Source organism: Rhodococcus sp. MEB032 (assembly GCF_030208925.1).
In the GTDB taxonomy this organism is placed as follows: domain Bacteria; phylum Actinomycetota; class Actinomycetes; order Mycobacteriales; family Mycobacteriaceae; genus Rhodococcus_F; species Rhodococcus_F qingshengii.
Map to the genome: position 1 here is coordinate 78,484 of NZ_JARVSY010000039.1, position 12,171 is coordinate 90,654.

Here is a 12,171-nt window from a genome sequence, read left to right on the forward strand (position 1 = left end):
TACCCCAGATTTAGGCGAAGGGCACGCTAAATCATCGCGGCGGTTCGTCCATTGGCGTACGACAACAGCATGATCCGATGGTCCTTTTGAACCGGCGTTGATAATTCTCGGCCAGCCTCGAACCCGAGTCTACGCAGTCTTCGGTGCCGCAGGAGGATGTTTCGGACTAGTTGGCTAGGGCGGGGTCGGGAGTCCAGTGGTGGCGGGTTATGCCTTGGTCTTGTTCGGTTGCGCGTTCGCCGAGTTCGATGGTGATGAGCTCGTCGCCTTCGTATGCGGGGCTGAGCTCGAGTGCTAAATATTCGAAGAGTTCACGTTCGTGGACGGCGATGATGACTTGCCGGTTGTTCTGTTTAGAGAGGAGACGGATGAGCGCAGCGAATTGTGCGATGTGTACTTCGTCCATGGCTTGTACGGGGTCGTCGAAGACAAGGCAGGGGACGATGGGTTCGACGGCGAGGTGGAGCGCGAGGAACAGGGACAGTGCTGCGGTGTTGAGGTTTCCCGCGGACAGCATCATTTGAGGTGGTCCGCTGGCTTCTCCTGTGCGGTGGGTGGTTTCCAGTTTGATGTCGAAGGTTTTCTTGGTGGCGTTGGGGATTCCGAAGCTTGGGATGAATCCTTCGTTTGGGGCGAGTCTGGTGAAGACGGCCTTCCAGACTTCGTTCAGGGATTCGGTGAAAACGCGGTGGACGATTGTGGTGCGTGCCTGTGTGGCGGCTTCGTGTACTTCCTTTGCTACCTTTTGGCGGCGCTTGGTCTCGGTGACGCGGTCGTCCCATTGCTTCTTGCGTTCGGCGGTATCGGCGAGGCCATGAACGACGACAGATTCGCGTTCCAAAGAGGCTGTCAGGCGAGATGCTTCGTTGCTTGCTCTCCGGTACTGGGTGGCCTTGTGAGTTAGTCGGGCGGCTTGGGCTTCGGCTTGTTCGAGAAGTTCAGTCGATATCGTCTGGAAAGAATCGAATGCCGGGGGCACGTCAATTTGCAGACGAGCTGCGTATTTGGCGAGCTCTCGACTGAGGTGGCGCTCTTCTGAAGAAGCCGCCTCGAAGTTATCAAGTGCTTGCTGAAGCTCACGTACGTGTTGCGTAAGATCTGCTTCGTTGATTTTGGCGGCCTCTACCCCGGCGACTTGGGCTGCGAGGTCGACGAGTGTTGCGTGACGTTGTATGAGGGTCTGTTGCTGGTCGTCAGGTAGGAGCCTGGCTGTCAGTTGTAAGTACTCGACTTCTTGCCGTGCGATCCGTGCCGCTAGTTGATCGCGCACGTTTCGAAGGTCGACGAGTTGTTGTCCATGGGTGGTGAGTTCAGAGAGTTTCGTGTCGATGTGTGCACGGAGACTGTGGTTTCCGGTTTCGGTGAAGTCACGGTCACAGACCGGGCATCGGTCGCTGGTTCCGATGATGGTGCGGAGTGCAGAGAGGCTCTCGACGAGAGCGCTCGAATGCTCGTGTGCGGCTGCGAGTCTGGTTTGAATCAGGTCTAGCTCCGCGTCGCCGGCTTCGATTTGCATGCTGAGCGATTCTGCCTGCGCGTGGATGTTGGAGGCGTTGTCCAATTCCTGGGTTGTCAGGCTCATGGCTTGTTCGATGGCATAGCGAGGCTCGATGCGTAGGTCGGCCCCTGCAGTGTGGGCTGCCGTCTCCCACTCACGGACTTTTGCACCCTCGGTGTCGACCCACGCTTCGTGCTTGGCGATCGCAGTCGCCAGCGCGGTACGGATCTCTTGGATTCGTTGGGTGGTTGGGCGTTCTGTTAGTGCTGAGACCCGACCGCCCAGAGCGATGAGTTCCTGGTGAAGTGTTGCAGCAGCGGCAGACTCGGCGGCGGTGGTGTCACCGTCGAGCGCTGACTCGATGAACTGAAGAAGTTCTCTGTCAGTCATGGCGTCAGTCGTGTCAGGGTGGAGTTCAGTGATGGCGGCGATGGCAGCGGCCCGCGCGCTGGCGACTTCGGTCCGGATCTCGGTGCGCAGTGCGCTCTCTTTTTTGAGCTGGACAGCTGTGGCTTTCGCTTCGCGGTCAGCTTCGTCGGCTCCGACGGCCAGCTTCTTGAGGAGTCTGAGGTCGTGTGCGTCGCTGAGCCCGCTGCGGAGTGAGTCCAGTTTCTCCAGGCCGAGGAGTTCGTTCACAAACTTCTCGAGGGCTGTCTCTTCGGTGCCCTCGCGTGCTTGGTACAGGTCGAGAAGGCGACCGAGGGACGTCTGGTCCAGGTAGCAGCGTTCGGCGTAGAAGTTCGCGGCGGCGTCGTTGAACGCCGGCGTGCCCTCCAATCGTGCCCCGCTGACTGTCAGCGGGGCCCCGGGCATTCCCGTCTGCAGGGTTTCCGCGACGATGGCTCGAACAGTTGCGTATGGCTGCCCGAAGAACGGAAGGTGCGCCCTGTATCGGTCCGATTGTCGTTCCATGCTCTGGATGCGGCCGGTCAGGGCGAGCTCGAGTGCGGATAGAACGCTGGTCTTGCCTGTGCCGTTCGGGCCGTGGATGAGGACGACGGGGGCATCGAACGGCAGTTCGCGCGTGCCTTCGATGCGACGAAAGTCGGAGACCGTCAAGCGACGGATAGGGAGCTTACTCATCGACATTCTCCATCTGGTCAGTCCACTCTGCTCCGTCATTCACATACCGGCGCAGGGCCTCCCGGACTGCATCAGTTCCGTCGGCGGCGGCAGTGATGAGCGCGATGTGGTCCGATGTCGTATTCGCGGGGCCGAGCGCATTCATTACTTCGTTGATCGGGTCATGGCCGTGGACCAGCTCTGCGTTCGGCAGTGTGAGCGGCAGGAGGACAGCTACAGCGTCTTCGATTTCGGCGATATCGGCTGTGGCGGACGCAATGGGTAGGACGCGGGCGTAGCGTTCCAACTCCATCCGATCAGCGGATGTGGTCTCGCCGATAAGTACGAGACTCACAGGTCGTCGCGAGGCAGCCAGATCGAGGGAACGAGCCAGACCCGCAACAAGACGTCGCAGACGTTTACGGGGAACTCGGTCGGTCGCAACCAAAACTAGATCATGGGAAGTACGCGTCCCACTGACTGCGGCCTCGAAGTCGAATTCGGCGCCCACGACTGTCAGCGGCTTCGGTAGACGTTCGAAACCGGCTTGCTCCAGGACGCTGAGCACGTCTTGAACACTCGTCATCAAAGCCCTCCCTCAAGTTTGAACGCCTCGAACAGGCCATCCGCGGAGTCCGTATCAGCGATGCCCGACGCGACGTTGAACCGCCCGGCACTGGTCCTGCCCACACGACCCAATCGGGGTTTCGGCGATCGGGTCAAGGGAGGTGGCTCCTCGTCAGCCACGACGACCAGGATGTTCCCGTCGTTTTCATCGAAATCAAGCTTCGCTAACGTCGCGGAGTCTTTGACGAAGAACACCTGCGCATCTCGCCCTCGGGTGACCAGGCTGACCACACCACCATCGGGTGTTTTGCTATCGCCCGGGACCAACGACCAGTGACCCGCGGAAAGTCCGCGCCCGATCAGCGCCAGCGCGACGCCGAGTCGCCCGAACTGTTCCGAAGGAAAATTCGCGCTGTGCACTGCCTGCGCGATTGGACGGTCCGAAATGGGTTCGTAGCGGCGTACACCTGCAGTAGGCATACGGCCTGTACGAAAAACATTGAGCGTCAGGTTCGTTACGTCGATAAGCCGCGCGAGGAATTCCCGCTGAAACTCCACGATCTCCGAGTGGTTACGCGTTCCTAAGTTGTCGGGATCCGCGCGGCCGGCTGCGGAGTCACGGAGGTCGAGAAGGTTTGACTGCAACTGCTTCGCAGCATCCGAACCCAGCACTCCCGTTACCACATGCTCAATCAGGAAACTGAATTTCTCGGTGAGAGACGACAGGACCAGCGCCAGCAAAGTTGGTTTTCCGTACGCACCCAGAAGCGCTGACCGTGCGATAGCGCTGGCGTTCCCTTGATAATTCGAACCATAGGTGGTTCTGAGAAGGTTCCGGTGATAAGCCTCAAGATGCTCTTCGCTGAGAACAACTGCAGGCGCCGATGCTGGCCACGGCCGAGCCAAATCTTGTATGGCGCTCGCGAACACTGTGTGGAGGTTTGCGTCCTGGGCGGACAGTCCAAGCATCAACGTCAATCGGTCAGTGTACAGCATCTCGAGATGCTTGCGCATCGACCTATTCTGTGGCTGCTCAGTCCATCCCGAAATCTGTGATTCACGAGCGATAAGCGAACCCCTGAACTCGCCCTCGTGTTCTCGAGCACGCACCGCACAGCCGTGAAATTTGACGACCTGCAAACGACGGCCTGCACTGCGGAAATCATCGGGCTTCACAGCGACCCGCACTAACGAACCGAACGCCGGCGTCAATTCCTCCAGCGCCTTCTCAAGTAGACCGTCCCAGTTCGCCGTGACCGCCGATTCGACCAGTCCTTCAAGCATAAGAACCGCAATGCAGTAGTGCTCGACATCGGGCTCGAGATCCGGTGACCCATACGTCGACGGGACGTCAAGACCCGTCCACACCAGGTAGTCCTCAGGTTGGTCATCGCCCACCTCGACGTCGAGGACTTGGGAGTACTTGGTTACCAGTGCCGAAACGATGCGCTCCCGCAGTGGCCAGTCTTTGACCGCAATTGCGTAGTCGATGCTCTCCAGTTCGTCATGGGTCAGGCCAACCAGTCGTAACACCTCGTTCAGCGCGGCGCGGTACGCGCAATCCGAGTCGGGATCGTCAATGTTCGTACGGAGATGCTCCAAAATACGCTCAAGGAGCTCATAAACATTCGGCACCCTGTCGCGAGAGATGCCCGAACCGAGCCACAGAACGTATTGGCCTTCAGCGAAAGCGTCGGTGAACTCTGAAAAATCTGAGCCGAACCGTTCAAGAACAACCGGCACTGTCCGTGCAGGTTTTATCGTCATCCTGTGCGCCCCATCCATATTCAGAACAATTCCGCAACCGGCGGACGGTACGTACGCACAGTGTTCCAGTCATCCTGCCATGGGCGTCATCCTGTTGTGGGCGCCGCAGTGCTCGGTGGAATGCCTGCTCTCGACTTTGCGTTCTGATTAATGATGAAGATCCTTGATACTTCGGGCACTGTGCAAACTATCGATAGCGCTGGGACCGCCACGGGCCGGCGTTTAGGTACGGTCGCGAATCGAGTTCTTCGTCCCTTGAGGACCCTGGCGAGAAACGACCGACAGTCGCGAGCAAGACAGGGGGCACGGGTCTGCAGGCTGCGATGAGGGCACGCGAGAATTGAGCAGGCCGAGGGAATGCTGATGGTGCGGCATGGTGTCAGTGGGAATCGTGCGTTCGGGGTGCTCGTCGAGCAGGCTGAGCAGCGCAATATTCGAGTGACAGTGCTCGCGGCCGGGGTGGTGGACACGCTCACCACGGGGTAGAAGTAGCTGAGGGGTGCAGGGGAGGATGTGAGGAAGATGCAGGTGGACTGGTTCGTGTCGGTGCGGGACGGTGATACCGGTGTCCATCGCTATCGCGGCGGTGCAGGGTTTGATCGCGCGTCGGTGATCGAGCAGGTGATCCAGGCGGTGCGGGACATCGCTTGTCGCGGCGACGGTTCGGTTGTCGGTGTCGTGGGCGAGGTGGTCATCGACGGCACTCGAGTGGATGCGATCGCCTTCGGGGACCCCGCTGTCAGCGATGAGGAGCTTCGCCGCGAGATCGGTCTGCAGCTTGACAGAGTTCGGTCCTCTACGGGCTTCTGGCCTGACGGCAGGTGATCGCGGAGTGGGATGCTTCCCGCGGTGTGCGAATCGCGGGGTTGAGGTGGGTGTCAGTTCTTCGTTATGGCTGTGGCCAACGGACTGATTTTCCGCTGTGCCTGCTGCATGGCGGCCTCGAACGGGTGGGACGACAATGCCTTTGACGAAGAAGTTCTCGGAAATGTACGACGACGCGTTGGTTGCGTTGGCGGCGGCGTCTCAACGGCCTGCGACCGTCGTCAACATGGACGGCTACTACGCGATTCGTGTCGATCTCGAGTACAGCCGCTACGTCGTGGCCACCAACTCTCCGCGCGGGTTGTGGGACGAGCCCGACGCGAGCGGCTCGTGGTTGGTACGCATCCCTCACACCGGCGAACGTCTGCCGCATTCCGAAGCTCTCTCGGAGGGCATCCTGGATCAAGGCGTAGTTGCGCACTCTGAACTGGGGTGATGGTCTCCCGAGGTCGTGCTGGAGTTGACTCACGACCAGGTCGCAACCGCATGCCAGCTCGGTACGGGGTAGAGATCGATATCGGGAATCTATGTTGTGGGGAGGAGCCCGAGTAGCGCTCTCGTCGAATCATGTGTCGGCATCTGCAAATACTGTTGGTATTTGGTCGCGGCGATGTGCAGCAATTCGTTGATGGTGTGAACGCGAAGCACAATCGGTTCGGATGACGGGTCTTCGTGAGTATGAAGCCAGGCGGTATCGCACTCCGGCACATAGTGAGCCAGAGCGCTGAATGTGGTGCCCTCGCCTGGGATGGGGATGCGTGTGTTTTCCGTGGGATCAGCGCCAGGCGGTAGGACGAACTGGAGCGAAATTGTTCCGTTGCTCTGGGTGACGAGGGCTTCCGTGAACCATGGTCCGGTGGATCCGATATCACCCTTGAAGCGGAAAGGCTGTGAGGCGCTACCAGTTACACGTACCGAATACCCGCCGACGGTAGGGATGTCGTCGAAAAGAATGACGGTCATTACTGATCGCACGAATCGATCCTGTCTGCTCATCTCCTGTGGCAACTGCAAGGAGAAACCGGTGTACGCCCGGTGAGCATCTCGGTCGCCCACCCATGCGGTTCGGATTGCGGTGCGATCCTCAGCATCGCCATTGGAAACGGTCCACAGTTGCGGGGCAGGTGCTCGTTTGGCGATCACGAACGACTTCGAGACTCCACGGATCGCGCTGAGCCGAGCGGTGTGGTCGACCAAATTCTCGATGACTTCGTCGATTGTCTTGCCGCGCAATCCGACCAAGTGGCGTAATGCTGTATCGGGGGTGTCTCCAGCGAATCCCGCCACCAGATTGTCATCGAGGATCACGATTTTCTGGCACGGGCGTGTGTAGATCTGGCGTGTTGCTCGCTCATCGTGAGCAACCGTCACCTTTGTGTCGGCCATAAGCGAGAGCGCACCGTCATCATCGGTAATTTGGGCGATTACAAAAGTCACGAACTCACGATACGGACAGAGGTCATACGTTCATCTTGTGGGCACCTCTACGGAGCGGTTGTTGTCCGTGTAGTTCATGAGTTGGCTCAGGGCGGTGGTTGCTGTGCGGTCGTTTCCGGTCAACCGAATGGTGCGCCGTAGTAGGGGATCCACTTGCCGGATGCCGGTTTCTGCTGGTGATTGCGTTTGAAAATGTCTGGGCGAGAGTGAATTTCGTCGGTGACAGTCTTATCGTACGTGCTTAGTGCTCGCGCTTCGATGAGCGTATTTCACTGCAGGTTGGTGAGGTATTCGCCTCGACTTTCGGCGGCCTCGATTTTCTTGAGGAGAGCATCTTCCAGGCCTACCTGGCCGCCGAAGATGAGGGCTAAGTCGTGGCCGGTCATGTAGATGATGTTGTTGCGAGTGCCGCTGTTGTGTGCGAAGTGGTCGAGGATTTGGGGGTCGAAGCCGGCCATGGAGATGAAAAGTCCGCGTGTGCTTTCCAGTTTTCCGTCGACTTTGAATTTGAAGTCGGCGAGGTCGCCGATAGTGGGTTTGTCGTTGCGCCATCGCGCTTCGACGAGGTAGGTGAATCCTCTGAAGAAGAAGGAGCCGTCGACTTGTTCGTGTGGTTGGCGCCGCGATCCAACGTAGTCAAGGTGATTGGCGGCGAAAAGGTCAACAAGGAGCGTCTCGAGCTGGTAGCCGCGGGCCTGCTTCTCGCCGGCAGTGCGGGGTCTGTCCGTAGCTAGTTCCGTGAAACGGTGTGAGAGGAGCTCTATGTTCTTTCGTTCCTCCGCGAGCGTCTGTTGGCGTTTAGCTTCACGGGTTCGGCGTTCGTCGATCGCTGCCTGTTCGGTGTCGACGATGACGTGCGCTGCTTTGGCGACGCGTCGTAACCGGTCCAATGCATCGCGTGCGGCCTTGGTGTCCTCGACGCCGTTGCCGGGTCTATCCAATGTGCACAGTTCGAGTGCAATCTTGCGTTGGACGGTCCAGCCGTTGGATCCGAGATCGTGCAGGTCATCGAGAATCCGGCGGGTCATCACTGCCTTGGAATTCTCGGGGTGATCGTGCCGCCCGTACATTCCACGCGTTACACCTGCTGTGAGCATCAATGCTTTGAAATCGTCGCGGTAGTAGAACGCGGCCCGACAGGCGTTGACGACTTCTGCCTGAACGGCGGCAGGTAGCGGTTTCGTCGTCATCGCGTCTCGCACGAAACGAGGAGCCCGTGTAAGGCGTTGCGGATATCTGCAGGACCATCGGGGAAGTCGATACGTTCGATGTGTGTGTCACCTTTGTGGAAGCTGACGTCGAGTACGAAGACGTTGCCGTCTTCGGTGTATCCGGGTATCGACATGTGATCCCCGCGGTAGGGGTTGTCGGTGTACCCCCGGGTTCCTCCGTCGTGTCCTCGATAGTGTTCGGCGAGAACGAAGATTGGGTGGCACCCGATGCGTGCACCGTAGTCACCGGCCCACATTTGATCGGTTACCGGTGAGCCGAGCGCTCGGAAGAGCGCTTTGGTTGCCTCGCGTACAGGGTCGGGAATGACTGCGTTATTCATCGCGCGTGCTCCGCTTCTCGATGTCGGTGCCAGCGGACCATTCGCGTTCTCGGCTCGGTCCCTTGGACTTGGGTTCGATGCCATCCTACTTTGAACCTAAACCGGGCGGTGGGTTCATTCGAGGAGATGGATTCGGTGCGGGACGGACGACGCGTGCAATGGCCACCCGGCGATTCGTCCTGGGAGGTTGTTGGGGGTGCGTGGGGCGCCGGCGGGTTTTGGTGCTGGCGGGGTGTTCGGGTCGGGTGGTGTGGGGAGTGGTGCCGTGTCGGGGTGTCCTAGGGGTTTCGGCTACCCACCAGATATTGGGCGTTGGCGGCGGCTGCGCCGCCCTGGGTTGGGGTCCGGGTAAGGATCAGTTATGGATACTTCGCGGTGGTATCGGTTGTTTGCCGAGTACGAGGCCCGCGGCAATTCGCCGTGTTACGAACGGTGGTGCCTGGGCATCGCCGAGGATCGGGAGCTGGTCGCTCTGATCGAACAGTTGCCGCCCGAGAAGCGGCAGCCGAACCTCGTCCTTGGCGCGGCCCGATACCTGGGCGTGGAGGAATCACTGTTCCTGCTGTTCAAGGATTGGATGGTCGAACACTGGGCCGCGGTCCGAGAGGTGGCGCTGGCGCGCAGCACCCAGACGAACGAGGTCGGTCGAGCCGCAGCGCTGCTCCCAGTGCTCTCGCAGCTTCCGGGACCGCTGTCACTGATCGAGGTCGGGGCCTCAGCCGGGCTGTGCCTGTATCCGGACCGGTTCAGCTACCGCTACGGCGATGAGCAAGCCTCCATCGACCCCGCATCAGGGCCTTCGCCGGTTCTTCTGCCATGCGTCACGACGGGTCGCCCACCCCTGCCCGCAGCCGTTCCGACAGTGGTCCACCGGGCCGGAGTCGATCTGAATCCGCTCGACGTCAACGACACCGACGACATGCGCTGGCTTGGATGCCTTGTCTGGGCGGGGCAGACGAACCGGCTGGATCGCCTCCGAGCTACCGCTGCCATCGCGCGGCAAGAGCCGCCGCACGTGGTCGCGGGGGATCTCACCGACACCATCGCAGGCTTGGTTCACGACGCTCCACAGGACACGACCATCGTTGTGTTCGGTAGCGCGGTCCTCAACTACCTCGATCTCGACGCGCGAACGTCATTCGAGGACACTGTGCGCGGTTTGCCGTGCCACTGGATCTCCAACGAAGGCGGCGGGGTGATCACGTCAGTCGTCGATCAACTCCCCAAGCCGATCTCAGAAACCCGCGGCCAGTTCGTCGTCACCCTCGACGGCAGAGCGCTTGCATACGCCGGAGCGCTTGCATACGCCGGAGCGCATGGACAATCGCTGGACTGGTTCGCGTCGCTCTGACTGGGTCAGCGCCCTTCCAGATTCACGCCGCACAGCAGGTGGCTGTATTGCGTGGTTGCTCGGCTTATGGTGCGTGGGTGAGGAATTGTGGGGGAGGGACGCGGTGGCGCAGGTGGGTGTTACTCGGCGTCGGGTTGGTGTTGGTGGTGGGGGCGTTCGGTGCTTTCGCGTTCTTTGGGGTGGGGCGGTCTTCGTATGAGTTGTGCGCAGCCGATTCGGCTGTGGCGTTGGAGAGTGCGTCGAGGGTGTGGCTGCCGGTTGTCGGATCCACGTGTACGTATGCGCCGTCCGTCGACGTGCGCGAGGGGCGGGTGGTGTTCGACGGTGCGGCGTCGGCGTTCGCTATCGCCGGGTGGGTGTTGATCGGTGCGGCGTTCTATTCTCGGCGGCGGCAACCGCCGCCTGAATCCAAGTGGTCGATGCCGGTTGATCGGGGATAGAGGCAGGTTTTCGTTGCGTCGATGACGGTCGTGCTTGTACGCCGATAGATTCGGACCATGACACTGACCGATGCATGGCAGGCATATATGGATGTCCTTCGCGACCGCGCACCGGTCACGGCTGCGGCGGTGCGTGCGCCTCGGGTTCTGGCGGATCGTGAGGCTGCTGAAGGCGCGACCGCTTCGTGGCCGGAGGAGCTGCGTGAGTTCTTCGCTCTGCACGATGGCCAGGCTTTCCGTTCGGAAGATGATCAGTTCGTCGGTGAAGTTCTGCCGGGGGTGGAGCTGCTGTCGCTGGAACAGGTGGTCGCCACGCACAAGCTTTGTAGTGAAATTTTGCATCCGATCGATGATTTGGGGCCGGATTGGCCTGCCACGGTTCGGGCGCAGCATGCAGGGGACACGGCTGAGATGTTTGTCCCTGGATACATTCCGTTCGCTGAGGACGGGGCGGGAGATTTTCTCTATGTCGACACCCGTGAGGGCGAACAGCAGGGATGCATCCGCTATTTCGCGGCGGAGGCAGCGAACGAGGGCGGTTCCCTGTTCGGCTCCCTGGCCGAGTACGTGGATTCGGTTCGCCGAAGTGTCGAGTCCGGGGACGAGCATTCGTATCTGGTGCCGTCGGTGACCGAGGGGGTGTTGGCGTGGGATGTCGACTTTTCCGATCGACCTCCGCTGCCGCCGCAGTCGGACTCGACGCCGCTGCATCTTCCGTTCCCCCTGAGTGACTTTCAGCCTTCACTGATCACTGCTGATGACGACCTTGTCGACCTCGATGTCGTTCGCGCGGTTGTCCTCGACACCGCACGGTCGCTTCATCCTGGTGCGCATGTGCAGGGCGGGGAAGTGGTTTTCCGGCGCGTTCCACGCCAACGTGGGGTGACGATGAATTCGGTCGTCCAGGTCGATGGTGAGCCCAAGTTCTTCCTGACGATTGTTACCGGTGTCGGCAACGAGGTCCTCGTGCACGAGTTGCCGCCGGGTGGCTTCACCTTCGTTGTTGACAACTGACGGCGGTGCCGTGATTCCTCGGCGCATGTTTGGATGCTTGTTTTGCGCTTTTGACCTGGGGTGATGACACGTCCCTTGGATCGTGTTGGGTGGTGGATGTCGGTGTGGGGTGTGTTTGGTTGGTGTGGGTGGATTTGGTGTTTGGTGTTTGACCTGCGGTGATGGCATGTCCCTGGGGTGGTTGTTGGGGGTGTGTGGGGCGCCGGCGTTTTTGGGTGCCGGCGGGGTGTTCGGGTTGGGTGGTGTGGGGGAGTGGTGCCGGGTCGTGCGGGGGTGTTATGAGGCTCGTTTTTTGGGTGTTTTGAATGTTGTTGTGTGTCAGTGGATTTCGGTATTCGGTTGGTGTTGGGTTGGTTTCGTGGGTTGTGCACGGCGATGTTTTCGTCAACGTAGAATGTTGTTGCGGTGGTGAGTATTTCGGTGTTTCGTCGTTTCGGGTTGTTTTGCGATTTGGTGGGTGGGGGTGTATGATTGGGAGCATGATGATGACGAGGCAGTGGACCCGAGACGGGGCGCTTTTCGTGACCCCTCCCCCCTTCCCAGCCTCGTTCGGGTGTAGGGTACCGGTTCAGACGCTGCGATGGATTCGATTGGCGAGAACCAAGATTCGGAATTCAGAGGAGCGAAGCGACTCGATCGACGGCAACGGCACTCGACC

12 protein-coding genes are annotated in these 12,171 nt (G+C 60.0%); 6 read left to right on the forward strand and 6 right to left on the reverse strand.

Going from position 1 to position 12,171, the window contains the following annotated elements:
* Positions 1-166: 166 nt before the first annotated feature.
* Genes QRN54_RS29095 through QRN54_RS29105 form a run of 3 tightly spaced genes read right to left on the reverse strand, consistent with a single transcriptional unit; the run spans position 167 to position 4,870 of the window.
* On the reverse strand, positions 167-2,581 hold the full coding sequence (locus QRN54_RS29095) for an AAA family ATPase (protein ID WP_181992007.1): 2,415 nt from the start codon (positions 2,579-2,581) through the stop codon (positions 167-169).
* Positions 2,574-3,146, reverse strand: coding sequence for a hypothetical protein (locus tag QRN54_RS29100; protein WP_054187052.1), 573 nt, complete (start codon positions 3,144-3,146; stop codon positions 2,574-2,576). The genes QRN54_RS29095 and QRN54_RS29100 overlap by 8 nt, the downstream gene beginning before the upstream one ends.
* Positions 3,146-4,870, reverse strand: coding sequence for an SIR2 family protein (locus tag QRN54_RS29105; RefSeq protein ID WP_181992008.1), 1,725 nt, complete (start codon positions 4,868-4,870; stop codon positions 3,146-3,148). Before QRN54_RS29105 ends, QRN54_RS29100 begins: the two co-directional genes overlap by 1 nt.
* Before the next feature lie 363 nt (positions 4,871-5,233).
* On the opposite strand from QRN54_RS29105, the gene QRN54_RS29110 reads away from it, so the two are divergent.
* The 3 genes from QRN54_RS29110 to QRN54_RS29120 all read left to right on the forward strand — a co-directional run bounded on the left by QRN54_RS29110 (position 5,234) and on the right by QRN54_RS29120 (position 6,155).
* Positions 5,234-5,380, forward strand: coding sequence for an ANTAR domain-containing protein (locus QRN54_RS29110; RefSeq protein WP_269747016.1), 147 nt, complete (start codon positions 5,234-5,236; stop codon positions 5,378-5,380).
* Between the two features lie 42 nt (positions 5,381-5,422).
* Complete coding sequence (locus QRN54_RS29115) at positions 5,423-5,719, forward strand: hypothetical protein (protein ID WP_147343830.1); 297 nt, start codon at positions 5,423-5,425, stop codon at positions 5,717-5,719.
* Positions 5,720-5,855: 136 nt separating this feature from the next.
* Positions 5,856-6,155, forward strand: coding sequence for a hypothetical protein (locus QRN54_RS29120; RefSeq protein WP_054187049.1), 300 nt, complete (start codon positions 5,856-5,858; stop codon positions 6,153-6,155).
* 89 nt (positions 6,156-6,244) lie between these two features.
* Here QRN54_RS29120 and QRN54_RS29125 read toward each other — a convergent pair whose 3' ends face one another.
* From QRN54_RS29125 to QRN54_RS29135, 3 genes are all read right to left on the reverse strand, one after another.
* Entirely contained in the window at positions 6,245-7,156 is a 912-nt protein-coding gene (locus QRN54_RS29125; protein ID WP_147343831.1) for an Ntn hydrolase family protein, read from the reverse strand.
* A 269-nt stretch (positions 7,157-7,425) separates the two neighbouring features.
* A complete protein-coding gene (locus tag QRN54_RS29130; protein WP_054187047.1) occupies positions 7,426-8,346 on the reverse strand; it encodes a hypothetical protein in 921 nt (306 codons plus the stop codon).
* Positions 8,343-8,708 carry a hypothetical protein gene (locus QRN54_RS29135; RefSeq protein WP_054187046.1) on the reverse strand — a complete coding sequence of 122 codons (366 nt, stop codon included), beginning with the start codon at positions 8,706-8,708 and terminating at the stop codon, positions 8,343-8,345. The genes QRN54_RS29130 and QRN54_RS29135 overlap by 4 nt, the downstream gene beginning before the upstream one ends.
* A 361-nt stretch (positions 8,709-9,069) precedes the next feature.
* Here QRN54_RS29135 and QRN54_RS29140 point away from each other — a divergent pair, with 361 nt between their 5' ends.
* The 3 genes from QRN54_RS29140 to QRN54_RS29150 all read left to right on the forward strand — a co-directional run bounded on the left by QRN54_RS29140 (position 9,070) and on the right by QRN54_RS29150 (position 11,513).
* The gene (locus QRN54_RS29140) at positions 9,070-10,059 is read left to right on the forward strand and encodes a DUF2332 domain-containing protein (RefSeq protein WP_054187045.1); all 990 of its coding nucleotides are present in this window, start codon (positions 9,070-9,072) and stop codon (positions 10,057-10,059) included.
* Positions 10,060-10,136: 77 nt separating this feature from the next.
* Entirely contained in the window at positions 10,137-10,499 is a 363-nt protein-coding gene (locus QRN54_RS29145) for a hypothetical protein (RefSeq protein WP_147343846.1), read from the forward strand.
* Between the two features lie 57 nt (positions 10,500-10,556).
* Positions 10,557-11,513, forward strand: a complete 957-nt coding sequence (locus QRN54_RS29150) for an SMI1/KNR4 family protein (RefSeq protein ID WP_285183631.1) — start codon at positions 10,557-10,559, stop codon at positions 11,511-11,513.
* Positions 11,514-12,171: the final 658 nt, after the last annotated feature.

Excerpts from the sequence above, each read along its gene's own strand:
- QRN54_RS29095 (WP_181992007.1), bottom strand. The coding sequence starts at position 2,581 with ATGAGTAAGCTCCCTATCCGTCGCTTGACGGTCTCCGACTTTCGTCGC.
- QRN54_RS29120 (WP_054187049.1), top strand. The coding sequence starts at position 5,856 with ATGCCTTTGACGAAGAAGTTCTCGGAAATGTACGACGACGCGTTGGTT.
- QRN54_RS29130 (WP_054187047.1), bottom strand. The coding sequence starts at position 8,346 with ATGACGACGAAACCGCTACCTGCCGCCGTTCAGGCAGAAGTCGTCAAC.
- QRN54_RS29135 (WP_054187046.1), bottom strand. The coding sequence starts at position 8,708 with ATGAATAACGCAGTCATTCCCGACCCTGTACGCGAGGCAACCAAAGCG.
- QRN54_RS29140 (WP_054187045.1), top strand. The coding sequence starts at position 9,070 with ATGGATACTTCGCGGTGGTATCGGTTGTTTGCCGAGTACGAGGCCCGC.
- QRN54_RS29100 (WP_054187052.1), bottom strand. The coding sequence starts at position 3,146 with ATGACGAGTGTTCAAGACGTGCTCAGCGTCCTGGAGCAAGCCGGTTTC.
- QRN54_RS29150 (WP_285183631.1), top strand. The coding sequence starts at position 10,557 with ATGACACTGACCGATGCATGGCAGGCATATATGGATGTCCTTCGCGAC.